Raw genomic sequence first — 25119 nt, 5'->3', positions numbered from 1 at the left:
CCGCGCCTCGGTGCGTCGCGTGCTGTACGTCGCGGCGCTCGTGGCCACGCGTTTTAATCCGGCCATCGAACTTTGCTACTCGCGTCTGCTGGCCGCTGGCAAACCCAAAAAGGTCGCCCTTGTCGCCCGCATGCGCAAACTGCTCATCACGCTTAACGCAATGGTTCGCTCCAACACTCCCTGGCAGTCGGACTTCCATGACGCGTGACATTGCTCGTCTCAAGATAGTTGCTGTCGACGGCAGTTGGCGCTTTAGCGCCTACTGCCGTCCCATGCAGCTAGCTGTCGACGGCAGTTGGCGCTTTAGCGCTTACTGCCGTCCCATGCAGCTAGCTGCCATTTTCTTTCGATTGCGGCCTTGCCTGTCTTCGGATCAATCGTGCATCAGCGGCGCGCAAACACCAGATAAAACCCTGCACCAAGCAGCGCACCGATAAACCACGAGAAGTTCGCCAGACCATTCAGCCCCGGCACCATCACACAAGCCACCGCAATCACCGCCGCCGGCAGCAGCGCCGCAACCGCCTTGTAGTTCACGCCGCCGCGATACCAGTACGAGCCGGATTCGGACACCGTGTACAGATCGTCGAGGACGATCTTCTGCCGCTTCACGAGGTAGTAGTCGACGATCAGCACGCCGTACAGCGGACCGATGAAACTGCCGAGCACGTCGAGCGTGTAGTGGATCACCGCGGGGTTGTTGAACAGGTTCCACGGCGTGATGAAAATCGACGCGACCGCCGCGAGCATGCCACCCGCGCGCCAGCTGATGAGCCGCGGCGCGACGTTCGAAAAGTCGAACGCCGGCGACACGAAGTTCGCCACGATGTTGATGCCGATCGTCGCGATCGTGAATGTCAGCGCACCGAGAATCACTGCGGTCGGGTAGTCGATGCGGCCGACCGTTTCGACCGGATCGGTGATCAGTTCGCCGAACACCGGCAGCGTCGCCGCCGTCGTCACAACGGTGACGAGCGAGAACGCGAGGAAGTTAACCGGCAGTCCCCAGAAGTTGCCGCGCTGCACGCTGCGAAAGCTCTTGCCGTAGCGCGAGAAATCGCCGAAGTTCAGCATCGGTCCCGAGAAGTACGACACCACCAGCGAAATCGCGGTGATCATCACCGGTACGACTTCGAGCCCGTGATACTTCACACCGCCGAGATTGATCCCGATGTTGCGCCAGCCCGCGCGCCACACCATGTAGCCGGAGAGCACGAACATCACGACGTACACCGCTGGGCCTGCGAAGTCGATGAACTTCTTGATCGTCTCCATGCCGTTCCAGAACACCAGCGCCTGCAGCACCCACAGCACCATGAAGCCGACCCAGCCGATCGTCGACAGACCCATCATGCCGTGCCGATGCACGTCCGCATACGGCAGCAGTTGCGGGAAAAATTTCAGCACGACGATCACGAGCGCACTCGACGCGAGATAGGTCTGTATGCCATACCACGCGACCGCGATCAACCCGCGAATCACCGCCGGAATGTTCGCGCCGAGCACACCGAAAGTCGCGCGGCAGGCGACCGGATACGGCACGCCATTCTGCTGACTCGGCCGCGCGATCAGATTGCACAGCACGTTGACGATCGAGATGCCGACGAGCAGCGCGATCAGCACCTGCCAGCTCGTCAGGCCGAGCGCGAACAGGCTGCCCGCGAACACATAGCCGCCGACGCTGTGCACGTCCGACATCCAGAACGCGAAGATGTTGTAGGCGCCCCAGGTCTGATGACGCAACGGCGCGAGATCTTTGTTATACAAACGTTCGCTGTAGCCCGCGGGCATCGGCGAACCGGGCGACGTGCCTTCGTCGAATGCCGGCATCGCGGCGTTGGCGGGATTACCCGGTGCTGCACTGAACTGAGCCATGACTCCTCCTTGAGATGGGGACCGTCGATTGCGAACGAGTTGCAAACGCGAAATACAGATACGAGATGCGGACCCAAAGGACTGCATCCCCCATGCCAGCGAGCGCGGCCGGTACTACGGCCACCCGTGCCCAGCCGGACCCGGTGCTACGTCGCGTGTATTGATGCGCACGCCGTAGCGCCTGCGGGCCGTCCGGGCGCGGGTTCGCGCCGATGTGGGTTCGCGAGTATCCGGCGTGGAGTTAGCCTCCTGAAGCGCCGGGTACAGGCGAGCCACGGCACGCACGGTCGCGCGCGTCAACGCGCGCCGCGCGAGCGGAGGTCGGTCAGTTCGAATTCAGTGCGGCGCGCACCACGCATGAGCGCGTGCGCGCGGGGTGCTTCAGATTGGCGCGGCTATTTCGTCACTCGTGCCGCTGCTTGTTCCGCTGATGTTGCCGGTGCTTATTTGCTGAAAACTTCGCTCAGATCGACGGCGCCGCGCGCCGGACGATCCAGCATCTTCAACTCGACGCTTTGCAGGTGGCGCGCCATCAGCGTGGCTGCGTCCTGCGCATGGCCGGCGTCGAGCGCGGCCAGAATCGCTTCGTGGTCTTCGCACGAGCACGGACTGCGGCCGATCGATTCGTACAGCGCCGAAATCAGCGTCGAACGCGCAACCAGTCCGTTCAGGCATTCGCACAGCACCGCGTTGCCGGTGAGCGCGGCGAGCGCCGTATGAAACTCGCCGGACAGACGGATCCACGTCGAGAAATCGTGGGTCTCGAACGCCTTGCGCTCGCGACCGATCATCCCGGCGATGCCCTTCAATCTGCGCGTGCCGTGTCCGGCACAGATCCGCTCGACCACGGCGAGCTCGATGATCCGGCGCATCTCGAACACCTCGTGCACTTCCTGCAGCGACGGACTCGCGACGAACGCGCCGCGATTCGGTTCGAGATCGACGAGCCGGTCGGTCGCAAGCAGCGCGAGTGCCTGCCGAACCGGCCCGCGCTTGACGCCGAATACTTCGCATAGCTGCGCTTCGGTCAGCTTCGCGCCAGGCGCGAGCCGATGCTCGAGGATCGCCGCGCGAATCCGTTCGGCCAGCGCTTCGGGCCGTTTGCCCGCGGAAGAAACCGTGCTTGTGTCCGCCATGATGTGCATTCCGTTATGGAGAGGATCTTAGAGTGGACATTAAGATTGTCAACAATTTCGTGTGGCATGACGAAGGGATTGAGCGGCCTCCACCGCTTGCATGCAGGCTCTTTCCTTTGTTGCTCAGGGAATATCCTGGGTCGTGTCGCATAAGCTGCGCAGCTTCACTTTATTTTTTGTTGACAATCTGTTTTTGGATTGCGACGTGCGTCGCTTCCGCGAACGTGCTCGGGCTTGGCCGTTAGTTGCGCAAGTGGGGACGCGGCGACGCGAGCGCATGGCGTTGATGCTGGTCGCGGAAAGCAGGAAGAAAACAGAAAAGCCGCCCGGTGCGCGAGCTCAGCTCAGATGCGGGTAATTCGACAGCGTCAGCTTGAAGCCGTGTGTATCGGCGACGAGATGCGCGTCCGCGCCGAACGGCAGCGTGAGCATGTCCGTGATATGGCCGAACGGCAGCCCGGTAATCACTGGAATGCCGATCACCGACCTCACCTGTTCGATCATCGCGTGCAGGTCGTAGCCGTTGTCGTAGTCGAACGCGCGGGTGCCGGAGAAATCGCCGAGCAGCACCGCCTGCTGCCGCGCGAGAATGCCCGACAGATGCAGTTGATAGATCATCCGTTCGACGCGGAACGGCTGTTCGTTGACGTCTTCGAGAAACAGGATGCCGCCCTCCACCGGCGGCATGTACGGCGTGCCGACGAGCGCCGACAGCACCGCGAGATTGCCGCCCCACAGCATCCCCGTGACGTCGGCGGACTGCGTCTGATGCGCGGTGCTCGTGACGGTGAAGGTCGGCTGTGTGATGGCCTGCCAGAAGTGATGCATCGTGTACTCGCTGACCGTCTCCGCGCCGAAATCGCCCAGCAGCATCGGGCCGCCGAAGGTCTTCACGCCGGCACGCGCGAACAGCGCAAGCTGGACCGCGGTGAAGTCGCTATGGCCGACGAGCGCAATCGGCTGATCGCGCAGGCGGCGCTGCAGTCCGTCGTAGTCGAGCCCGTGCAGGATGCGCACGGCGCCATAGCCGCCGCGCACCGCGAGCACGATGTCCGGTAGTGGACGCGATGTATCGGCGAGCCGGTTCAGTTCGGCTGCGCGTTCGCCGTCGGTGCCCGCGAAACGCTGGTAACGGCGCTTCGTCGACGCGACGCCTTCGACTCGATGTCCCTGCGCGTGCAGTCGATGCAGCGCGCGATGCAGCACTTCCGGGTCGTGCGGGTAGCCGGACGGCGCGATCAACTCGATGGTGCGGTGGCGGTGGGCAGTCATGGGTAGCGACGATGCAAAAGATCAGTTGATGGGGTCGTCGTCCGGCGGCGGAACAGCGGTGCTTTCGGGCGCGGGTACGGGCGTGGCCACTGCCGATGCTCGTGCGGCGCGGCTCGCGCGTCTGCGCTCGGCGAAGAACGCACTCAACGCCGCGCCGCATTCGTCTTCGAGCACGCCGCCGATCACCTCGGTGTGATGATTCAGCTGCGGATTCGCGAACGCATCGACGACGCTGCCGCATGCGCCCGTCTTCGGATCGCGCGCGCCGAACACGACGCGTGCGATGCGCGCATGCATGATCGCGCCGGCGCACATCAGGCACGGCTCCAGCGTCACGTAGAGTTCGCAGCCAGGCAGACGATAGTTCTTGAGCGCCAGCGCCGCGGCTCGTAGCGCTGCCATTTCCGCGTGCGCGGATGGATCGTGCGCGCCGATCGGATGATTGAAGCCCGTTGCGATCACGTCGTCGCCACGCACCAGCACCGCGCCGACCGGCACTTCGCCGACGGCGCGCGCCTGATCGGCGGCGGCCTGTGCGAGCGCCATGAAGCGGCGGTCGCGCTCGGTCGTATCGGCTGTGGAGGGAGTCATCGGTGTCGGTGACACGTCGGCGGGTGCAGTCATGGCGGCCGCCGAATGCGCAACGGACGGATCGGGCGGGTTCACGCGCCGTTCGCTTCGCCGCCGCCGCGGACTTCAGCGACGTTGGACGTGGCACGATCCGGAGTGCTTTCGGCCGAGGTCTGGGTTGAGATCGACACACGCTCCGACAGCCGTTCAGCGATACGCCGGCAGTATTCGCGCGGCAGCACCATCGGTCCGCCGCGCAGCGATTCGAGCGCCATGTCAAACGCGAGCATCCGGGCCTGCAACCGGCAACGGGCAGCGGCATCGCCGGTAGCGGCCAGTTCGTCGCGCAGATCGCGCAGCGCGCGCAACTGTTCGACGGCGGGCGGCACGAAACCAGCGTTCTTCAGGATACGGTTCGCGACGCGGACCTCTTCCGGGACCATCAGGTCGTCGTCGAGGGCGAGCGGCGCACCGGCCCCGGGCAGGTCGTCGAACGCGCCGCGCGAAACCGCGGCGGCAATACGCTGTTCAACCAGTGCATCAAGCAATTTCATCGTTCATCCACTACATGGCGGCCCCGGCATTTTATCAGGGAGCCACTGGGTGGGGCCGCGGGATGCGGAAACGGTGGGTCGTCTCCTTCCGGAATCCTGCGGGAAGCCGCTAAACTGGTCCATGACGGGTCGCTTCCCTGGTTCGGGCCGCCGCGTACAAGGAGGATCGATGAAACGGTTTTACCGCCCCGCTCTGATGATCGCCGCGCTCTCCATCGCGCTGCTGCTACCGGGCTGCGGCCTGTTCTGCGGCGGCGCGGGCGGTAGCGGCGGTGGCTTTGCGGGTGGCTGCGCTACGGGTGTGCGGTTTTAGCGCTGGGGCCTGCGAGGCCCTCGGACAATCGCGCCGGCGACGGCTGCCGCGAGTTCTCCATGCGGTCCGGCACGCCTTTCAAGCCACCCCATCAGATTCGCCACCCCGCAGCGGCCATCGCCCCAGCACCTCGTGCCGCGACTCCCCGAGCACGCTGTGAACCAGCAGAAATTCGCGCACCGGCCAGCCGATGGTCTGCACGGCCTGCCGCTGCACCGGCAACGAGTCGTACAGCAGCGTCACGTGTGGCGTGAAGCTCGTGCCCCGGCCCGCGATCGGCCGGCCGTTCGCGCCGCGATAGCCGCCGAGATGAGCGGCGAGCGTCCGCTGGAACGCGGCCAGCGCTGCGACGCCCTGCGCCGAGGCTGCGCCCCGCAGCACGAGCGGCTTCTTGCCCGCGCGGCGAGCGAAATATTCGACCCGGTCGAACTCGACGTCGAACGGTACGGAATCGACGCTCGACGCGATGACGCTGAGCGCATCGACGAACTTCTGCGGCAAGCCCACATGATCGCCGAGCCAGAACAGCGTGATATGCAGACGGTCGCGCGCGATCGGCCGTGCGGTCAGACCCGCGCCTTCGCGAAGCCGCGCGACGAGCGCCTCGATCCGCGTGGCTGCGTGTTCATCGGGGCGGATTGCGAAGAACAGCCGGTCGGTCGGGACCGGCAGATGATCGAATCCTTCGAGCATCAATTGTGTCGTCACGACTGCTCCTCGTGTGCATCGCCCCGCTCGGCGCCCGGTCTGTGCCTGGGCATCGCTCTCACGAGCGCGCTCATCTGCACGCCGCCCGGCACGGCGAGATCGTCGAGCACCGAGAAGTGCGCGCGACCATGCAGCGGCAGCCACGTCGCCGTCTCCCTTCGCTCGACACACGCGGCCGCGTAGTCGCGCGAATGACGCACGAGCTCCGGCAGTTCGTCGGCACCGACCGACACCGTCATCGGCACACCGCGACCGATGTGACGCAGCGGACTGTACGCGTCGATTTCAGCAGGCGTCAGTTGCAGCGCGTCGTTCAGCCACGACAGCGCGATCGGTTCGAGATCGACGAGCGCACTGATCGGCAGCGCATACGTCACGGCCGGATGCGCGCGATACAGCGCCGCCAGTTGACCGCCCGCGGAATGACCCGCGAGACACACGGGTTGCCCGGCAAAACCGGTCTCGTCGCGCGCGGCGGCAAGATGATCGAGCAGCATGCCGATCTCCGCGACGATCTGCATCATCGTAGCCGCGGGCGCGAGCGTGTATTCGGCCAGCACGACATTGAAGCCGCAGCCAAGCGGACCGCTCGCGACGAATGCGAAGTCCTCCTTCACGCAGTTCTGCCAGTAGCCGCCGTGGATAAAGACGAACGTCGGCGCATCGGGTACGCCGCACGGCAGCCAGTCGAAGCGCTGCCGCGGCCCGTCTCCGTACGCGACGTCGCGCTGTCCCGGCACGCGCTCATATAGCGCTTCGCTCTGCGCGCGAAACCGCGTCATCGTGCCGGGGAAATCGGCGGCGGCCTTCACGTTGTTGTAGGCGATGTCGAGTGCCGCTCGGTCCATCCCGCGATACAGCACCGTCATGGTTAGCTCCTTTGTCTCTGTCTTGTCGTCAGGCCGCCGGTTGCGCGGCGATGCGTTCGCGCAGCGCGATCGCGATCCGCTCGACGACGTCGCGCCAGTCGCCGTGACGGGTCTGCCGGAACAAACGCACATTCGGGTACCACGGCGAATCATCCCGATCCCGCAACCAGCGCCAGTCGGTCCAGTGCTTCGACAGCATCACCCAGCATGGCTTGCCGAGCGCGCCGGCGAGGTGGGCAACGGCCGTATCCACACAGACGACGAGATCGAGTTCGCTGACGATCGCCGCCGTGTCGGCGAAATCGGCGATGTCCGGGCCGAGCCGCACGAGTGGCAGATGCGTGCCGGCCAGCATCACCTCGTTTGGCGACTCATCCTTCTGCAGGCTCACGAACGTCGCGCCCGGCACCCACCATAACGGCGCGAGCGTCGCGAGACCCGGCAGCGAACGCACGCCGTCATGCTGATGCCCGGCGAAGCCGCGCCACACGAGACCAACCCGCAGTCGATGCTGCGGCCCGCGCGCAGGCAGACGGTTGCGCCAGCGCCCGAGCCGCTCCGGCAACACGCGCAGGTACGGCCGTTGCGCGGGAATCGTGTCGACGGTCGTGCCGCAATGAAGCGGCAGGCTCATCAGGAACGACCAGTAATCGTGCGGCGCCACCGCCGACGGCACCGTCGCGATCTCGTCGACGCCGTCGAGCGTCGCGAACAGTGGCTTGAGTGGCGCGGGGCAGATCAGCGTGATCCGCGCGGCGCCGCGCGCTTTCAGCAGCGGAACGTAGCGTGCGAACTGGATGTAGTCGCCGTTGCCCTGCTCCGGCCAGATCGCGAGCGATTTACCGTGCAGCGGCTCGCCGCGCCACTGCGTATACGCGGGCCTCGGGACGTCCGGGCGTAACTGCGGATGATTGCGAAACTCGCCGTGCGGCCAGCCCTCCGCGTAACGCCCCTGCTTCAGCAGCAGGATCGCGAGATTCCAGTGGGCGTCGGCGAATGTGGGGTTGCGCGCGATCACGTCGCGGTATGCAGCCTCCGCTTCGCGCAGACGACCCATCGCGCTCAGCGCCGTGCCGAGATTGTTCGCCGCATCGGCGTGCGTGGGGTCGACCGCGAGTGCGCGTGTGAACGCCGGCGCGGCCTCATCGAAACGATCAGCGCGCAGCAGCCGCAAGCCGAGGTTGTAGAGCGCATGAACGTGGTGCGGGTCGATCTCCAGCGCGCGAAGATAAGCAGCCTCCGCTTCGCCGTGACGTCCCATCTCCGAGAGCGTCATAGCGAGATTGTTCAGCGCATCCGGTGAGCGCGGATCGATGTCGAGCGCGCGGCGAAACGCTGCTTCGGCGTCGGCCGGACGCTTCATTCCCATCAGCGCGGTGCCGAGACGATGGTGCGCGAGGAAGTAGTACGGATCGAGTTCGAGCGCACGGCGCGACAGCGCCTCGGCCTCTTCGTGACGCGCCTGATCGAGGAACACATTGGCGAGATTGCACAGAAAGACCGGGTTCTCGTAGTACGACAGCGCTTCGCGAATCAGCGCTTCAGCTCGCGCGGTGTCGCCACGCAAGCTATGGATCAGTCCGAGCAGATGCAATGCATCGGCGTGCCGAGGTTCGTGTTCGAGCACCTGACGATAGCCATCCTCGGCCTCCTTCAGACGGCCAGCCTGATGTGCGTCGAACGCGGACTGGAAGAGAGACATGAGGCGACCTGCGACGGGACGGACGGACGGGCAGGCGTCAGGATAACCGGTTATTGCAGCGCCTTCGACACAGTGTCTACCGCGCCAGCAAAAACGCCCCTTCCATCGCATCCATCTTGCTGCTCCTGATTCCAAGTGACTGCGCAATGACTCGCCACTGCGAAACAATCTGCTTCTGGTGTTCTATGAGCTTGTCGGCTTCTTTAGCGGCAACCCTGAAGTAAGGAGCGACCGATTTCGCCAGATCCAGATCCATCGCGTTGTCCGCCTCACTGATATTGAGCTTCAGCCCATGAGCGTGCGGCGTCGGGTTCATATCGAACGCCGGCGAGAGCTGCCAGCCTTTACCAGGCTCGAACAGAAAGCCGTGATTGCGCAAATGATCGTCAGTATTGGAAACCAGAAGATTGAACACCATGCGCGACCACAGTTCACGTAGGTCAACATCAGTCCTGGCACCGTCAGTCATCAATACCCGGGCGATTTCCAGATAGCTGACGCCAGTCGATGCATCGTCACCATCCTGATGTCCCGTCAGATTCATAGCCGAAGCGAAGTGCAAACGGTGGCCCAACGGCGTGCGGTCGAAGCGCCTGACCAAAAACGTATGATGCTGGCTACCGAATCGCCGCACCAATGCATCGGGCACGATAAGACCGCAAGCCTTGGCCAGGGTATGCAGCACCATTTCCCAGGCACCAACGTCATGCTCGTCCCTGATACTGGGGAACTTGGCTATCCATAGGCGACCCGCCGGATCGACAACACTCGCCTTGGGACGAGCGCCGCCCAGCGAGCCGCCCGGTGCAATGAGCATGTTGAGCCATTCATCAGCCTGGGGCGCGGTGTTGTGCTCGTCGCGCTCCAGCGCGAGGCTCGCAGCCTCCAATGCACGCAATTGCACAAACGGCGGCGCCGCGACGTCGTGTCGATCATCCAGAAACGCGCCTTCATCATTGCGCCGAAAACGCAACGCGCCGGCCCGGTAGGTGTCATGTACGCCGAGCAGGTAGTCAGACTCATGGAGTCGGGCGTGGGGATCAGCCGAGCCAGTGCGTTGTGCGCGTTCAAGGCTCCTGCGCATGAGCAGGCGCCCCCATCGGTCGGGGCTGGCATCTGCGAAGACACCAAAGGTGTCGTGGCCTTGCGCGGGATATTGTCTGCCTGAGTACCATCCCAGCCGGGGGTCGAGCTTGAGGCCGGTCATGTCCGGCAACCTCAACACATCCGTATCGAACGCAAACTCGAAGATTTCCCGCGCAGCCGTACGATGGGTATAAAGCTGTCCGAGCCTTAGCGGTACGGACAAACCATGCCAGTCACCGTAGACCGCAATGAATTCGCCGCTCATTTTCCGCGGCCTCTCTTTCCCGGTTCAGGCTGCTTGATGAGGGATGCCAGATTGTCCGCGCTAACGAAGCTATCGTCCGCGTTCCAGTTTGTTGAAACAGAGGACTCTCGCGTGTCTGCGGTGCGCGTTATCGGTGCTGGGTCGTCGTACCGCACCGACGGATCACGTCCCTTGACGCGACGGGAACGCTGCGACAGCGCGGCATCCTGAAGCTCTCTGCCCTGGGCATCGACCTTCAGCAACAAGTCCAGGTCTTGCTCAGCGCCTAAAACCTGCATGACAGCCAGGTAAGCGCCAACCGTGACACCGGAATTGCCTCTTTCCAGGTTGCGCAGCGTAACCGCGGTCATCCCTGCACGCTCCGCAACCTGCTTTCCAGTCAGACGCCTTCGTAACCGCGCCAGGCGCAAACGCTCCCCGAACTGCTGCAATCGTAGCTCGGTAGCAGGAAGCAGAGGGGAGATTTTTTTAGCCATAAAGGTAATATTACTACCTTAATCGCCAAAAAAGGAAAGAATAATATCTCTTTACTCCCACTCGATTGTCAATCGGTGACCGGAACCCTTGTGTAGGCGGGCATTCCGTCCGGTCAGGTAGCGACGATACCGCCAGCGGTACCGAAAAATCCAGTCGGCAGTTGTCAGCTTTGGACAGAATGCATCGGAGTATTCCACACACGTTTTCGTTCAAACATCGCGAACATTGGGCATCCGAATACGACTTCTGCGACGATACCGTCATTGATGCCGTCAGCCACATTCCAAGGCGATCCTGGCGAAGCTTGAAGAAGCCATACTTCAGTCGCGCTGTCGAACAGGGAGCATAAAATGCGTGACGCAACCGTGGTGAGCGAGGCGTAGTGACCGCTCGACAGGAACATGCGGCGCAACCGCGCCGCGAAGGCGCCCCAAGCATCAGGCGACGCGATCGATCCAAGTCGGGGCGCAATTGTGTACGCACCCACGACGCACCGTCGCCTAATCGCACTGTCACGAGTTCAAGGGCAGGTATGTACGACTTCCAGACTCTCATATTTCCCCTCGGCGGAGCGGCTCTTCTTCTACCGGCGAGTCACGTTTACCGCTTCATACGCAGTATTAAACAAAACCTGACGTAGGTCGCGATTGCAACTCCGAGGGCTGTCCTTGGATGAGCATTGCTACCAGCATGGTGGACATCCAGAGGATGCCAGACTCTTCAACGACCTAGTTCCATTAGGAACTCGTCGACAAGGGCAAACAGGTAATCCGCAGGGTCGTCATCATCGTCGCGGAGCTCGAGCATCTTGAAAATGTCGGTATCGTTGACGTGAATGAGCAGCTTCTCGCCGTCTCGCATGGCACCTCTTGATGCTTCAATGGCATTGCCGTTCGGTCCAAGCCTTGAAAAAATGATAGCAACAGACCTGAACGCTTCCTTGAAGAGATATTTCTCTGTCGAATACACCTGGTTCTGCCCAATTTTTCCGGCGTAATTTTTCAGCTCGAACACCATGTATCGAGTGCGGCACTCCTTCAGCACGAAGTCCCAGAATGCCGTTCCTCCTCTCACTCGGCAAACCAGGTCAAAGATGTGTAGTCCATCTGCGTTGCGCTTCTGTGTTCGATGCGTTTTCCAATCCAAGCCCTCCTGGAACAGATACTCGAAAATCCGCGTGCCAAGGTCTTCGAACTTGCTCGCGGTCGCCTTACCTTTTGCAAGAGCGTGCAACTCTCCACATAGGTCACGACCTGTCGTGCGAGGGGGCGAATGTGGCTTATTCGTCGCGACTGTGACGAGTGAGAGCAATCTGTCCAGCAGCGGAGCAGCCAATCTTTGCCTCTGCAGCGATTCTTCAATTGGGGCCGCAGGTGCTTCCCGAAGCATTGGCAGAAGTTGCTCGAGCTGGCCGGCCAAATCTGGGAAGTCCTCAGCCCACTTACGTAATGTCAATGCGTCAGCTACGAATACCCCGTACTTGGCAGCAAGAGCGTCAATGTGGACTGCGTCAACAATGGATGAGACCACAAGTATCGCGCCGCGATACTGTCGATGGGCAGCGACGAACGCACTCAATCTCGCCGCGGCATCGTTAATGATGCTTTTGATGGCGCTAACCGTTCGGAAATACTTGACCTCAATCGCTACGAGCATCTGCTCATACTCGATTGTGAAGTCCAGTGGGTCTCGTCCGCCAAATTCTTTCACCGGGAATTCGAAGCGGCTGAGCAAGTCTCCAATCCAACGCTCAAAACGCTCAGCGTCGGACCAGTAGATTCTGTTCTGATTGCCGTCCATTTTGTTTGTGCCTTCGTTCTTTTATGAAATCGGCGTCCGACCGGGGGCCTCTCACCAGCCATCGATACAATTTAAGCATCTGAGTCGCCGCCAGCTTACAGCCGCTATCTTACGTCGGATGGATCGTAGACCGAGACGGAGTCCGTTACTTGCTTCGCAAGAAGCGATCGTTGAGGAGAGGCGAGCATGAATAGCGGCTGAGAGTTAAAAGTACGTCGCCGGCTTCCGTCAGACTCACCATTCGTGACCACCCAAAGGCGAAGGTCCGAAACCCGCAGCCGTAAGCAGCCATTCGACTCCCTCATAGGTTCTACGTCGATGGCGACGCCGCAAGGATACCTGTCGTCGAAACATAAAAACCGCCAACACCGCCCCGCTCGCGCCTTTTCCGCCGATAGCGCGGGCTTATGAGGAGGCGACATCAACACCGGGCGAACGACGGCGCGCACAAAGTCGCGTTCGGCTTTGCCTAGCTCGCGCTAAGCGGCCGGCCAGTGATCGCGCTACTGATCGCACCAGAAGCACGATCAGATAGAAAGCGGACATTTCGACAGATCGCGTGCGAAGTAATATTGATAGCTACCTGCCTTGAGAGCGCTGTTTATCTCCGCCACGGTTTCTTCAACAATATCTCCGTCCGGGACGGCCCCGACGAGGGACAATACCGGAGACAGTGGAATGAAAGTCTTGATTTTCAGCGTCGGAACGTCCGGCACAATGAACTCGCCGGATAGCGCATGAACGACTCCCCATCCGCTGAGCGCAGCGGCAAGATCGCGCGTGTAACCACTGACACGCAATCGCAGTTGCCCCCCGTTGATCTGCCGAGCAGGTATCTTTCCCCCTTTTCTCACGAACAGCCGCTCCGTGCTCTCCAGATGCTCCTCGTGAGCCTTCGTAATGTCGTATCCAGGAACACCGAACAATCGAAGTTCCTGCACAGCTAGGCCCCGGAAGTGCGTCCGCATGAACCAAAGCGCAAACATGGCATCGATCGCGGGCTTATGTTCCGGCGCTATCGTGTTGACCTGGCCTTCAACGATCGGTTGGACTACCTCCTGGAACCCGTTCTCGATCTGCGTCATGGCCGCTTCGGTCTGTTGGTCCCATGCACGCCGCGCGCAAAACAGGATGTCCTCTGGCACAGCAGGGCGCTCCTTGACCCTGATCATGTCGAACACGGTCACGCGCCCGCTCTGGTCGGCAAACCGCTGAATACTGCGCACAGGAAAGACATGCTGCTTGAGCGTTAGCCGCTTGGGGTTCTCTGGCAGCGTTTTTTCAGGCTTGCTCCATTTTTCCGGCGCTTGCAGCGGTGGGAGCGACGTCGATGCCTGCGCGAGCATCGCAGCCATTACCGCAGCTGCGTACCGGCCCGAGTTCGGATCGTCGTCATCAACAGCGACTCTGATTACCGCCATGTCTTCCTCCCTAGGGAGCGCATTAAACTCTCTTATGACGCGGCAGAAAGAGCCGGTCTGGTTCGAGCGTCGAATGCTAAGCCGGACTGCTGAGCATGCGAACCAGTATTTCCGCCCATTTGAGAGAATCGAAAACGAGCGGCTTCAGGATTGGCTTTGTACCGTGCACGTCCCCCATCTTCGAGCGTAGGGTCTGCATCACGTAGGCGCCCTGGTTCAGAGCACCCTTCAGGTTTTGGGCGAATGGTTTCGTGTCTGCGACATCCCAACCGAGAGCGCCGAGCTGGTTCTCCGTCTCGACGATGATTCCGCGGGCTTTCAAAGCGCAGTTGCATCGCTCCTGGAATGACGCATCCTCGGGATCGCCGAGACCCGCCGCTTCATAAATCGATGACGTCGCGGCATCGACGGCGCCACAGGCAGCCGAGATTGCTCCACTTAAATCGCCATCCCGAAAGCGTTGCGCCGCCTTCAACAGATCCGCGCGAGGCTCTTCGGGCATTTCGGCCAGATCGGCGGTGTCAAACAGGCCCACAGGAATGAGTGCGTTATCGACCCACAGCCAGCCTAACCTTCCGAGATATTCATCAAGATCGAAGCGAACTTCCGGCTTCTGCTTAACGATCTCCTCTGCGGCAATTGCCAGAAAACGCCGACGCCTGTCTTCGTCCATCTCGGCGTAGACCTGGTCGATTCCCGCCAGCAGTGCGCCCTTCGTAGGTCTCTTGCTGGTTCGGTCCGGCATAAGTTTCTCGTCGATGTGCGCGATCCGCGTGGTGTCGAGTCCCGCGAGGCCGACGAGCTGCTTGATATCGTGGAAGTAAAAGGTACCGAGACATGCCCGGATCGCCCCCCATGCGCCACTAAGTGTGGTCATTTGCTTTGTTCCCCCGATCTTTTCTGTCATCCCGTGTGATACAAAACAACATAACTCCTGGCACGCGTCCAGAACTCTGGCGTGGGATTTTATATTGTATCTACATCAATATCTGGCATCACCCAAACACCATCCCAAAACCGCTCGTCGTCCGGCCACCTTCCGTTTTCGACGGGATCGGGAGTTCCCGCCGGTCCATCCCATATGCAACTCGACTGCCTCTTGCGCCATACGCTGCAACTCGGTCAGCGTGTGGGAGCCCGAGGGAAGCGGCCGGGAAAATCCGGGAACGTCAGGTCATAGGACTGCCTTGGATGATGGCGCATGTACAACTGTTACTTGGCGGTCGTTGAGAAGGGCTTTCGTCCAGCGGCCCAACCGGGTCGGCAAGCTACCTTCCTCGCCGAAGAAAAAAAGCGAACAGAATCGGCCGCGCCTAGAGACAACGCACGATAGATGACGATTGAGGGTCGTCATCCCCAGTAACGTTGCCGTCCAAATTCGCGCAGGTGGTATAGCGTCTCAATGCCACCAATGTGGGCATACTCAAACGGCTGCCGGTGCAGATCGGTCAGGTCAACGGTGATGCGGGCATTGTTGTCCAAGCGGTCGATCAGGTATGCATCCTTCCAATACCCACGCTTCGTCGTTTCAAAGAGAGCGGGTATCCATTGGGCCAGAAAATTACTGAACAAGTTATACGCGCCGCGATCTCATCACTTCCCCCTGTTATAACGATGCCAGATTCGCATCGGCACCCCATTTCAGGAATATAGCTACCAACGTCGCCAGTACAGCGTTTCGTTGGCACGCGCAGCATTTCCAAGTGTCGCAGAGCCCTCATTGCCGGATGGCAGTCGACCATCATCTAACCCGCATGAACGCCCATACAATTTTGGAACGGGTTATGCGGACCTCCGTGCGCATCGGGCATCGCGGGCGGTATCACAATATTTGGCGAACCTCACGGGTTGCGATCGCCAATGATGTAAGGGGCCACCGAACCGCCCTAGGGATTTCCCCATTCTTTGCAGCAGGAACGCCTTCGGAAATCATTGCCAGACTATTTATAATAGGTATTAGCTTGGGCGGACGCCCAGCTGCCAGCCTTGGGGTGCAGGGATTTCAGAGGACCGGGCGGCCAACCCTCCGGAGAAAGGGAAAGTATGAATAACATCCGCGCCATCGATATGATGCTGATCGATGATCTGTTCGACATGGGCGGCGGCTACGTCCTGAACTTTACTGATCGCACCTTCACTCAATTTTTCGCAAGCGAACTGGGTGTCAATATCGACGACCCGCGCTACGCGCAGGGAGGAAATTCAAAGGCAAAGCGCCTTCGCTTCTTCCTCCAGAAGGTCGACAAGTCGACCGTCATCCGGACACTCGATGCGCTCTGGGAATACAGAGAGGCTTTTCGCGCCCGCTCCAAAGAGCCAGAGAATATTGAAGACGCCGGACAAAAGCTGCGATCACTCATTACTCGGCTGGGGGGACGCCCGGACAACGCTCCGCCGGCTCCACTGGCCAGCACCATCTTCGACAAGGGAAAGATTGCCCAGATCAAGGGCAACCTCCTGAGCATTACGTCTCTGGAACCTCATGCACGCGGTTACGCATTCGAGAAGTTCCTCCGGGATCTGTTCGATGCTTATGGATTGGCGCCCCAAGATCCATTCCGCCTCCGGGGTGAGCAGATCGACGGGAGCTTCCAGTTCGGCAATGAAACCTATTTGGTCGAAGCGAAATGGCACGGTAAGCCTATAGGTGTCAACGAGCTTCATGTTTTTCACGGAAAAATCGAGCAAAAGGCCGCTTGGACCCGTGGCCTCTTTGTTAGCAATAGCGGCTTCACTGCGGAAGGACTCGCTGCCTTCGGCCGTGGCAAACGTGTGATTTGCATGGATGGCTACGACATCTACGAGATGCTCAACCGCGAAATTTCGCTTGAAGAGGTTCTAACCCGCAAGGTCCGTGGCGCCGCGGAGAGCGGTGCACCCTTCCTGCGCGTACGCGACCTCTTTCCAAACTGAGCGAGAAAGGAGCAAGCGTGGTTCAGTTCAACGATTGGTGCGATTCCGCCGACACTCCCTTGGGGAATCACTATGTCCGGGTGATGACCAGCAGGGCGGTAGACGTTCCCACTGGCATCCAGCTGACCGCGGCCGCCCTGCCTGGTCATTACGCAGCGGAAGAGCGCGTGGCCCGCGCACTGGCGCGTCTGGGGAAGGTCCAAGCTGCCAGGATGGTGACTGACCTGCTGCCCCAGACGCCACAAATCAGGTCCGGTGACCTTGGTGAAATCTATGCGACGGAATGGATCAACTCCCAGACCGGTTATCGCGCTCCCATAAAGCGGCTTCGCTGGAAAGATCATCGTGACATGGCGATGCGCGGTGACGACGTCATCGGCATGATTCTGGATCCCGAAACCCGACGTCTTCGCTTCCTGAAAACGGAGGCCAAGAGCCGGATCGACTTGCGTGCGCAAACCCTGATAGAAGCGCGAGCCGGCCTCGACAAGGACGGCGGACTTCCATCCGCTCACGCGCTTTCCTTCATATCAGCCAGGCTGCTTGAGCTCGGGGATCTCCCCTTGGCCGACGCGATTGACGACGCGCTGCTCCGACACGGGATTCCCATCGAAAGCGTGCGCCACCTGTTATTCACCTTTTCGGGTAACGCGCCACAAGCGCTACTGGAGCAGTCGCTTCAGGCGTATCCCGGTCCAATTACGCAATTGGGCATCGGCCTCCATGTCGCTGGACACGCCGCTTTTATCGGCGCGGTCTACGGACAAGTGATCGCCAATGCCAACTAACCCTGGCGCAATCGGGCAAGCCATCACCGAAGCCGCTGCCACCGGGTTCCGAGGACGGTTGATCGCGCGCGGCCAGGCACGCTCGATGATCTGGCAGGACGGGATCCTGCCAGCCGACGCGCCAGCCTTTTCGCCCCAGCTCAGCTTCGACCTTCACAGCTACGGCTATGCCCTCCTCAACCTCGGCCTGCGCCTCCTGGAAATGGGCGGCGATCCGAGTCAGGCTCGCCTAGCCTTTGAGCAAGCGGCGACCGCCCTCGAGGCCGTCATGGCGAAAGGCAACGCCCAGGAAGTGGATCGAGACTTTCACTTCGTCATGGCGGCCGCCAGCTACCATCTTGCCCACCTGTCGGCCCGCGCTTATTCGTTGCTCGCAATAGTCGCAGTCGACGAAAACTTTTCGCCGATCGAACGAGTTCTCGCGCTCCTCATGCGGCGAGACATCACCACGCTCCGGGCACACATCTACACCTTTCGTCTTGAAGGCCGAGGTTCAGACGCTCGGATAGCGGGTCTTTTTCAGGAACGCGTTGGACAGGAAAACGTTGTGGACGACACGCAACGCGACGGCCACAACTTTCTGTTCGAGGGCCTCGATCTCGCTCTGACGGACGCCTTCTTCGGCGCACTTGCCCAGTTCCTTGTCGCTCTGGAGCGCGGTGAGCGGCAACTCGTCGACCGTGCCATCGGCATACTTCGAGAAAGCCTGAGCATCTGTGAGGAGCTCAATCTTCTACCGCAGTGGTGGTCGCACCGCGTCGCGATCCATCTTCTGTCTGATCTCTGGTCGAACAGCTTTCACGAGAAGTTACCACTGCACCCTATCGGCGGCGCGGCACCCGATTGGACGAGCCTCCGGGAGCTATTCATCGCGTCGCTCGGATGCCGCCCGAAAGCCGAGGTGGATCTCTGGCCCTCCCAAATCATAGCCGCCGCCCGCTCCGTGGACCAGACCGACGATCTCGTCGTGTCGCTCCCGACCAGCGCAGGGAAAACGCGCATCGCTGAACTCTGTATTCTTCGCTGCTTGGCCGCGAACCGCCGGGTCGTATTTATCACCCCGCTTCGCGCCCTGTCGGCACAGACTGAGACCACCCTGCAGCGCACTTTCGGCCCGCTCGGCAAAACCATCTCAGCACTCTACGGCAGCATCGGAGTTTCTGGATTCGACGAAGACGCAATACGCGAAAGAAATATCGTAGTCGCGACGCCCGAGAAACTCGACTTCGCCCTACGGAACGACCCGTCCCTGCTCGACGACGTCGGCCTGCTTGTGTTTGATGAAGGACATATGATTGGCCCTAGCGAGCGCGAAGTTCGCTACGAGGTTCAGATCCAGCGCCTTCTTCGCCGGCCAGATGCCGATCAGCGTCGGATTGTGTGCCTGTCGGCCATCCTGCCCGATGGCGACCAGTTGGAGGATTTCTCCGCATGGCTGCGCCGCGACCATCCTGGTGGCGCGATCAAGCAGGACTGGCGCCCTACCCGGCTACGCTTTGGCGAAGTGACCTGGAACTCTCCCTCCGCGCGCCTGAACCTTCGTGTTGGCGAGGAGCGCCCTTTCGTTCCCCGCTTCCTGACCGGCACAGCGCCGCCGCTCTTTGTCAGGCCCAAGAAGCTGCGCACGCGCCTGTTCCCGGACGATCAGCGAGAGCTGAGCCTCGCCACCGCTTGGCGGCTTGTCGACGACGGACAGACCGTCCTTATCTATTGCCCTGAACGGCGAAGCGTCGAACCGTTCGCCGAGGTGATCGTCGACCTCCATGAACGGGGCGCGCTGCGATCCTTGCTTAGCGTCGACGCTGCTGTACTGCAAACGGCCATCGCGCTCGGCGAGGAATGGCTCAGCGCCGATAGCGACCTTTTAAAGTGCCTCCGACTGGGCGTGGCACTCCACCATGGCGCGCTGCCCACGGCCTATCGCAAGGAAGTCGAGCGGCTTCTACGCGATGGCGTCCTGAAGGTCACGATCTCGTCGCCGACACTCGCCCAAGGGCTCAACCTCTCGGCAACCGTCATCATCATTCACTCGCTCTACCGCAGTGGCGAGCGGATCAAAGTTTCAGAATTCAAAAACGTCATAGGTCGCGCCGGACGTGCCTATGTCGATGTCGAGGGCTTAATACTCTTTCCGATTTTCGAGGACGTACGGAACAAGAAGCATGGCGAATGGGTAGAACTGATTGAAGATCTCGGCGCACGCGAGATGGAGAGCGGTCTTATTCAGCTTATCCTAGCCTTGCTCATGCGTATGCATGCACGCGTCGGGGGTGACCTCAATCACCTGATGGACTACGTCGTCAACAACGCCGATGCATGGACCTTTCCCGAGGTCGTCGGCGAAAGGATCGACAAGCGAGAGCGCGCCTTGAAGGAATGGGAACGCAATCTCCCGACCCTCGATACCGCAATACTCGGCCTTATCGGCGACGTGGACGTCCCCGACAACGGCATAGAGGCCGCACTGGATGCAATCCTGCAGTCGTCACTGTGGCAGAGACGGCTATTGCGCTCGAACGACGCCTCCCGGCAAGCCTATCGAGCTGCGCTCCTGACCCGCAGCCGGTACATCTGGGCCTGTTCGACGTCAGTCTCCCGCCGAGGTTATTTTCTCGCCGGTCTTGGCCTTGAGGCGGGTCGCGCCCTCGATGCGGTGGCGCCCGAGGTCAATCTCCTGCTTGTCCAGGCTAATGCCTCACTCCTCGCGTCCGACGTTGAAGCAGCCATCCAGGCAATCACAGCGCTCGCCGAACGCGTCTTTAACTTTTATCCTTTCACGCCCGACCCATTTCCGAACAACTGGCGGGAAATTTTGCGCTGCTGGCTGTTGGGGCAGCCGCTCGCCGGACTCGTCGCCGGACAGGAAGGCGACACGCTCCAGTTCATCGAAGGTGGCCTCGTCTACCGCCTGCCGTGGGCGATGGAAGCGGTGCGGGTACGCGCGGTTGCGAACGGTGACGTAGTCGGCGACTTCGGGCTAACGCTAGATGACTATGAACTCGGCCTGGCTGTACCTGCAGTGGAAACCGGGACGATGAATCGCTCCGCCTCAATCCTGATTCAAGCCGGTTTCAACTCACGGCTCGCCGCCATCAAGGCGGTCAATGACACAGCTGCGACATTCGCCACTGGCTGGGAACTCCGTGCCTGGCTGCGATCGGCGGTCGTTATGGCTTTCTCCGCTCAACCCGATTGGCCGACCCCGGAAACCAGAGCTCTGTGGCTCGGTTTCACGCGGGATTTTGCCCCTCCCGATGGCCGGACATGGGGTGAGCGCCGGTACCGGGCACAAGTCCAATGGCAGGGGCTTCCGCCGCCCCCCGGGGCGCCCATGACGCTCTATCATTCGAATGGGCAACCGGTCGTGCTCTCAGCCGAAGGACTGTTGCGAGGTGTCCTCAACCATCCGCTCAATTCCAACCGCCGCGGCCTCGTTCGCGCCACCGTGGCGCTAGAGGCTGGTCATCTCGACGTGAGCTATCTCGGCCCTGATGATCTATGGATAGTTTGAAGCACGCCCGCTGTTAATTCCGAAAGAACAGTTTTCACTTCCACTCAAGAATAACGACAATCCCTGATGAACGAGCAAACGACTTACGTTCAAAACTGACAAAGAAGACCGCGGGTCCTGCCTTCTGTATTCAAGGGGGAGGCGCGCGAGGAGCGTGGGAGGCCGGAGTACTCGCGGGACTCCTAACGGCTGGCCCTAACACCACTCCCACTTCGATATGGGGTACCAGTGCCGGAGCCCTGAATGCACTGCGGACCCGAGACCCTGCAATTCAAGCCGAACCGAGCAAACTTCTTGGCTATTGGGGGTGCGGCGTATTCGCGGTCCATGATGCGCCGGACGTTCCTGCGCCAGCGAGCGTAGGTCGGCCGGCGGTCTTCGTCGTTTCGTTCGAAGACGAGCGCACAACCTTGCTAGAAATCTGCATCCTCCACCCATGCAAGGTGAACAATTTCATCGCCTCGCAGCGCGTACCATTCGTGCGGGGTAGGCTTGAAAAAGCTGATCGCTTCAAGCAACGCATTCGTCGAGGAACGGCCATTAGATTGCGCCTTCGACGCGGCGTCCGGCACGTCCATATCGCAATCACGCTCGGCCGCGTCAAGCCTCGAACTCGCGAGAGTACGTGCTTTTTCAGAAAAAACATCAGGGTGCGCGAGGACAACGCGCTCGAACACAAGGTGCCCGAAGCCTGCGGCCATGAGACGCCCATATCCTTGGCTCTTGCCCGGCTTTGACACTGTGTCGCTGGCAAACCGGATCAGATCCGACTTGCGCTCGCGGACCGCGCAGATCGAATAATTTGGCCGGTTGCTGGTCATCCAAAGCGCAGCCAGCCCGGCAACGACGTCCGACTCTACTGACTGCAAGGTGGCGGGCTCCCGGTCGATGGCATGGAGGACCTTCGTCGCATACAGCGCTAGTTCGCGATCGTGAAACGCAACCTCAATGTCTGGCGTCAGCAATTGGGCTGCCGTCGCGTTCTTCCGCATCACCTCCACTTCTTCAAGAGATGTCAAACGATGGATACGTTCGATGGTTTCCATAGTCCTTGTAAAAAGCAGATGTTCACTATTTTCCGCGCGCAAAAAGCGCGTCATTGGGCTCGAAGCATAAGAAGATGCACCCATGACGAACTTGTAATGCCGCGCGAGCCTGAGTTAGATGAGCAGGTGCAATTTCTGAGATCCGTCGCATCGGTTATCGGGGATCTTCGAGCCTCTCCGCACCAGCAGTCTGCCCACACACCTGATCAGACACGTCGCCCTTCCCCCACGAAAAATCGGAGCATCGCGCAATGAAATGATGCCTACGATTTCCCGGCGGGCCGGATAGGGGGACGAATCCGACCGAGCTCGGCCCGGCCCGTGTCCATACCGGATAACCCGACGAGCTGTGTCGGTGGATTCATTCTGTCAAGGCCTCCACGAATTATTACCAGGTCACAGTTCCGGGTGGTCTGACCAGCACGTTGAATCGTGAGTCTTGCACCCCTTGGCCCAAGCTTGGTTTCGTCGAAAGCGGTCACGTTACCCGACAGGATCTCGAGTCTGGGAAAGCATTCATCAAATTCCGGGAGGAGTGTCTTGAACAGCAGCACAAGAAAGCGGTTCAGGGCATAGGCCTTGGTGAAATAGCCCTGCTGGGTGACGATGGTTACGCGCTTGACATCAGTGCGAATGATGGGTCGCAAGGCGTCCAGCAAGGCGACACGTTCCTGAGCGACCAGTTCGTGGATGATATGGCCGAACGTTTTGTCCAGCGATTTGAATATTCCTAGCTGATGTGTCCAGACAGCGCCGCCCGTCGTATAGCCGTCAGCCGCAGCAATCCCCGACAGCGCCTCCTTAAGGTTTGCAGAACGTTTCAGTCGTGGCTGATTCGCCAGCATGGCGTTCCAGATGGCGAGAGGGTGCGGCGTTGACTGTTGCACAAGACACCGCAACGCATCCTGCATTGCTCCATCACCAGAGCCAAGAATACCGACCGATGGCGGCCTCTTGAAGCCTATCCGGTCCCTGTGGATCTGGTCTGGTCCCCAGAAAGGGGTGTGCTGAAAATCCTCCGATGGCTCCATTCCATCCGCATAAAATTTACTTTCACCAGCGAAGCCGACTGCATAGATCACATAGCTGAATATGAATTTATGCCCAGCCAGAACGCCGTCCTCGCTCGCCAATTCGACTTTCGGAAGCCTGAACCGCCGAAGAGAAACGCCGTGAATACTCACCTTGTGATCAAGCGTTGCTCGCAGCTTGATCTTAGTCTGGTCATCCAGCGTGGTTTGGGTCGCAAGCAGAAAGCGACGCTGCATCGGTAGATCATTCACGTAATCATCAAAATTCTGCTTCCAGCTCGCGAGGTCATTCGCCATACCCGCACCAAACCTTGAGCCGAAAGTGCGAATCAACACCGGCTTGCCGAGTTTGAGTTTCAGAGCAGGCTTCGAAGCTGTCTCGTCATCGAGCAGTCTTGGTCTATCCAGAGGATAGCTGTGCACTGAGTGATTGGGATGTGGCCACTCATACATTGCCGGGCTGACGTAGCGGGGAGCTTTGCTTGCAAGCACGCCACCAGGCGCCACCCTGCCTTTTTCAATGAGGAAAAAACTAACGTTGTGAGCCTGTGCCTCCCTTGCCGCCGCCAGACCCGCCGCACCAGCCCCGCAGATCAGCAACTGGAACTCCGAGTCGTCCTCAGCAGCACCCGGTTTAACCAGGCCCATCTGTACGAGGGTACGCACCAGCATCTGCGCGCGCACGATCTGGTCGCGCAGACTGATATTGGAGAAACGATAGCTGACGTCAAACTGGCGCGGAGCAATCTTGAATGCGAGCAGAGGCAGCGCATCCGTAGGGCTTTTTAGCTTTGCCATCAAGTCTGATCGAGTAAAGAGTTGAAGATGTCGCGATCGATGCTGAGCAGCACGGGATGATCGAGAAGTTCGCCCGTGCCTCCTGCTCCGGCGCCATCGCCCACGCCACCCTCACCGCCCCCTCCCGTACCATCACCGCCGCCAGAAGCGCCTCCACCTCCCGTGTTATCGCCGCCCCCTCGGTCCCTACCGCCTCGCAGGTCAGCCCAAGGGCGGCCACCTTCCTCAGCGTCCTCTCCAAGATAGGAGCTTGCAGCAGCGTCATCCGCGCGCACTGGAACACGTCCATCGCTTTCTACTATTGGTTCAAACTCTGGATCATCCGCCTGGTCGTAGAACTCCCAGATTCGCTCATAGGTCAGGTCTTTCACCGCTGCGTTATAAAGCTCAACGACACCGTATTTGCCTACGCACAGGATGATGAGTGCAGCGGCTTTGTTACTGTAAAGATATCTTCTTGAAGGTATGCCATTCGAAAAATCGTCATCAAAAAAAACGTCGATGACGACCCCGCGACCGCTACCGTTTTCGCGGTACCGGCGCGATCCAACGAACATGAAAGGTGCATCACGGAAGTGGCTGACCTCGTACAGTTTGCCTGCGAGCACGCGCGCGATGACGAGTCGCTCGGATGAGGAAAACCTCCCGGCGGGGGTCAAAGCCAACCGGAGCAGATCATCCGCGTAAGGATTTCGGTCTGGATCGAATCTGAAGATCATGCGCTCGCTTCCACTGGTAATCGACCCACTGCGTCGCCGCTTGCGCGGTTTAACTTTCCGTTGAGTCGCGATTGTATGCGGGAAAATCGGGCGGCTCCACTACCCGATCCATCAAGGAGGGGATGTTCTCAGGTGAAAACTCGTGACACCCCAGGGTACTCTCAAACACAAAGTGCCCACTGTCTGGTCAACAGACGGGCCAAAGCCTGTCCGTGAAGTTTGGGCGATTCAATTAGTTTCGACAAGCAATTGGCTGCGAGTCGGT

General features: G+C 60.4%; 21 protein-coding genes and 2 pseudogenes. 6 read left to right on the top strand and 17 right to left on the bottom strand.

The window, feature by feature from the left end:
* Positions 1-208 (top strand): annotated as a pseudogene (locus tag ACREXZ_RS29195) (IS110 family transposase); the annotation flags it as partial.
* 176 nt (positions 209-384) lie between these two features.
* Here the strand turns inward: ACREXZ_RS29195 and ACREXZ_RS29190 are convergent.
* The 5 genes from ACREXZ_RS29190 to ACREXZ_RS29170 all read right to left on the bottom strand — a co-directional run bounded on the left by ACREXZ_RS29190 (position 385) and on the right by ACREXZ_RS29170 (position 5407).
* Positions 385-1875, bottom strand: coding sequence for an NCS1 family nucleobase:cation symporter-1 (locus ACREXZ_RS29190; protein ID WP_431767612.1), 1491 nt, complete (start codon positions 1873-1875; stop codon positions 385-387).
* Positions 1876-2318: 443 nt separating this feature from the next.
* Complete coding sequence (locus tag ACREXZ_RS29185; RefSeq protein WP_431767611.1) at positions 2319-3011, bottom strand: GntR family transcriptional regulator; 693 nt, start codon at positions 3009-3011, stop codon at positions 2319-2321.
* Positions 3012-3350: 339 nt separating this feature from the next.
* Positions 3351-4283: a muramoyltetrapeptide carboxypeptidase gene (gene ldcA, locus ACREXZ_RS29180; RefSeq protein WP_431767610.1), complete on the bottom strand. Its 933-nt coding sequence runs from the start codon at positions 4281-4283 to the stop codon at positions 3351-3353.
* A 21-nt stretch (positions 4284-4304) separates the two neighbouring features.
* Positions 4305-4874, bottom strand: a complete 570-nt coding sequence (gene tadA / locus ACREXZ_RS29175) for a tRNA adenosine(34) deaminase TadA (RefSeq protein WP_431767613.1) — start codon at positions 4872-4874, stop codon at positions 4305-4307.
* 71 nt (positions 4875-4945) lie between these two features.
* Entirely contained in the window at positions 4946-5407 is a 462-nt protein-coding gene (locus tag ACREXZ_RS29170) for a DUF1992 domain-containing protein (protein ID WP_431767609.1), read from the bottom strand.
* A gap of 169 nt (positions 5408-5576) precedes the next feature.
* Here ACREXZ_RS29170 and ACREXZ_RS29165 point away from each other — a divergent pair, with 169 nt between their 5' ends.
* Positions 5577-5720, top strand: a complete 144-nt coding sequence (locus tag ACREXZ_RS29165; protein ID WP_431767608.1) for a hypothetical protein — start codon at positions 5577-5579, stop codon at positions 5718-5720.
* Positions 5721-5798: 78 nt separating this feature from the next.
* Here the strand turns inward: ACREXZ_RS29165 and ACREXZ_RS29160 are convergent, their stop codons facing one another.
* The 9 genes from ACREXZ_RS29160 to ACREXZ_RS29120 all read right to left on the bottom strand — a co-directional run bounded on the left by ACREXZ_RS29160 (position 5799) and on the right by ACREXZ_RS29120 (position 15620).
* Positions 5799-6428 (bottom strand): 2'-5' RNA ligase family protein, encoded by a 630-nt coding sequence (locus ACREXZ_RS29160; protein WP_431767607.1) that lies wholly within the window; start codon positions 6426-6428, stop codon positions 5799-5801.
* Complete coding sequence (locus ACREXZ_RS29155) at positions 6425-7297, bottom strand: alpha/beta hydrolase (protein ID WP_431767606.1); 873 nt, start codon at positions 7295-7297, stop codon at positions 6425-6427. Before ACREXZ_RS29155 ends, ACREXZ_RS29160 begins: the two co-directional genes overlap by 4 nt.
* A gap of 28 nt (positions 7298-7325) precedes the next feature.
* Positions 7326-8999 (bottom strand): tetratricopeptide repeat protein, encoded by a 1674-nt coding sequence (locus ACREXZ_RS29150; protein WP_431767605.1) that lies wholly within the window; start codon positions 8997-8999, stop codon positions 7326-7328.
* 76 nt (positions 9000-9075) lie between these two features.
* Positions 9076-10350: a type II toxin-antitoxin system HipA family toxin gene (locus tag ACREXZ_RS29145; protein ID WP_431767604.1), complete on the bottom strand. Its 1275-nt coding sequence runs from the start codon at positions 10348-10350 to the stop codon at positions 9076-9078.
* A complete protein-coding gene (locus ACREXZ_RS29140; RefSeq protein WP_431767603.1) occupies positions 10347-10826 on the bottom strand; it encodes a helix-turn-helix domain-containing protein in 480 nt (159 codons plus the stop codon). Before ACREXZ_RS29140 ends, ACREXZ_RS29145 begins: the two co-directional genes overlap by 4 nt.
* 721 nt (positions 10827-11547) lie before the next feature.
* Positions 11548-12627: a hypothetical protein gene (locus tag ACREXZ_RS29135; RefSeq protein WP_431767602.1), complete on the bottom strand. Its 1080-nt coding sequence runs from the start codon at positions 12625-12627 to the stop codon at positions 11548-11550.
* 527 nt (positions 12628-13154) lie between these two features.
* The gene (locus ACREXZ_RS29130) at positions 13155-14048 is read right to left on the bottom strand and encodes a hypothetical protein (RefSeq protein ID WP_431767601.1); all 894 of its coding nucleotides are present in this window, start codon (positions 14046-14048) and stop codon (positions 13155-13157) included.
* A gap of 76 nt (positions 14049-14124) precedes the next feature.
* Entirely contained in the window at positions 14125-14925 is an 801-nt protein-coding gene (locus ACREXZ_RS29125) for a hypothetical protein (protein WP_431767600.1), read from the bottom strand.
* 473 nt (positions 14926-15398) lie between these two features.
* Positions 15399-15620 carry a hypothetical protein gene (locus tag ACREXZ_RS29120; RefSeq protein ID WP_431767599.1) on the bottom strand — a complete coding sequence of 74 codons (222 nt, stop codon included), beginning with the start codon at positions 15618-15620 and terminating at the stop codon, positions 15399-15401.
* A gap of 471 nt (positions 15621-16091) precedes the next feature.
* Here ACREXZ_RS29120 and ACREXZ_RS29115 point away from each other — a divergent pair, with 471 nt between their 5' ends.
* The 4 genes and pseudogenes from ACREXZ_RS29115 to ACREXZ_RS29100 all read left to right on the top strand — a co-directional run.
* Positions 16092-16961 carry a restriction endonuclease gene (locus tag ACREXZ_RS29115; RefSeq protein WP_431767598.1) on the top strand — a complete coding sequence of 290 codons (870 nt, stop codon included), beginning with the start codon at positions 16092-16094 and terminating at the stop codon, positions 16959-16961.
* A 17-nt stretch (positions 16962-16978) separates the two neighbouring features.
* A complete protein-coding gene (locus ACREXZ_RS29110; RefSeq protein WP_431767597.1) occupies positions 16979-17749 on the top strand; it encodes a Hachiman antiphage defense system protein HamA in 771 nt (256 codons plus the stop codon).
* Positions 17739-21260, top strand: a complete 3522-nt coding sequence (locus tag ACREXZ_RS29105) for a DEAD/DEAH box helicase (protein ID WP_431767596.1) — start codon at positions 17739-17741, stop codon at positions 21258-21260. The genes ACREXZ_RS29110 and ACREXZ_RS29105 overlap by 11 nt, the downstream gene beginning before the upstream one ends.
* A 50-nt stretch (positions 21261-21310) precedes the next feature.
* Positions 21311-21499: pseudogene (locus ACREXZ_RS29100) on the top strand (patatin-like phospholipase family protein); the annotation flags it as partial.
* 174 nt (positions 21500-21673) lie between these two features.
* On the opposite strand, the gene ACREXZ_RS29095 reads toward ACREXZ_RS29100, so the two are convergent.
* From ACREXZ_RS29095 to ACREXZ_RS29085, 3 genes are all read right to left on the bottom strand, one after another.
* Positions 21674-22390: a hypothetical protein gene (locus ACREXZ_RS29095; protein ID WP_431767595.1), complete on the bottom strand. Its 717-nt coding sequence runs from the start codon at positions 22388-22390 to the stop codon at positions 21674-21676.
* A 179-nt stretch (positions 22391-22569) separates the two neighbouring features.
* Entirely contained in the window at positions 22570-24135 is a 1566-nt protein-coding gene (locus tag ACREXZ_RS29090) for an NAD(P)-binding protein (RefSeq protein WP_431767594.1), read from the bottom strand.
* Entirely contained in the window at positions 24135-24854 is a 720-nt protein-coding gene (locus ACREXZ_RS29085; RefSeq protein WP_431767593.1) for a hypothetical protein, read from the bottom strand. Before ACREXZ_RS29085 ends, ACREXZ_RS29090 begins: the two co-directional genes overlap by 1 nt.
* Positions 24855-25119: the final 265 nt, after the last annotated feature.

Source organism: Paraburkholderia sp. (genome assembly GCF_050742655.1).
Taxonomy (GTDB): domain Bacteria; phylum Pseudomonadota; class Gammaproteobacteria; order Burkholderiales; family Burkholderiaceae; genus Paraburkholderia.
This window is presented reverse-complemented; position numbering and strand designations above follow the sequence as displayed.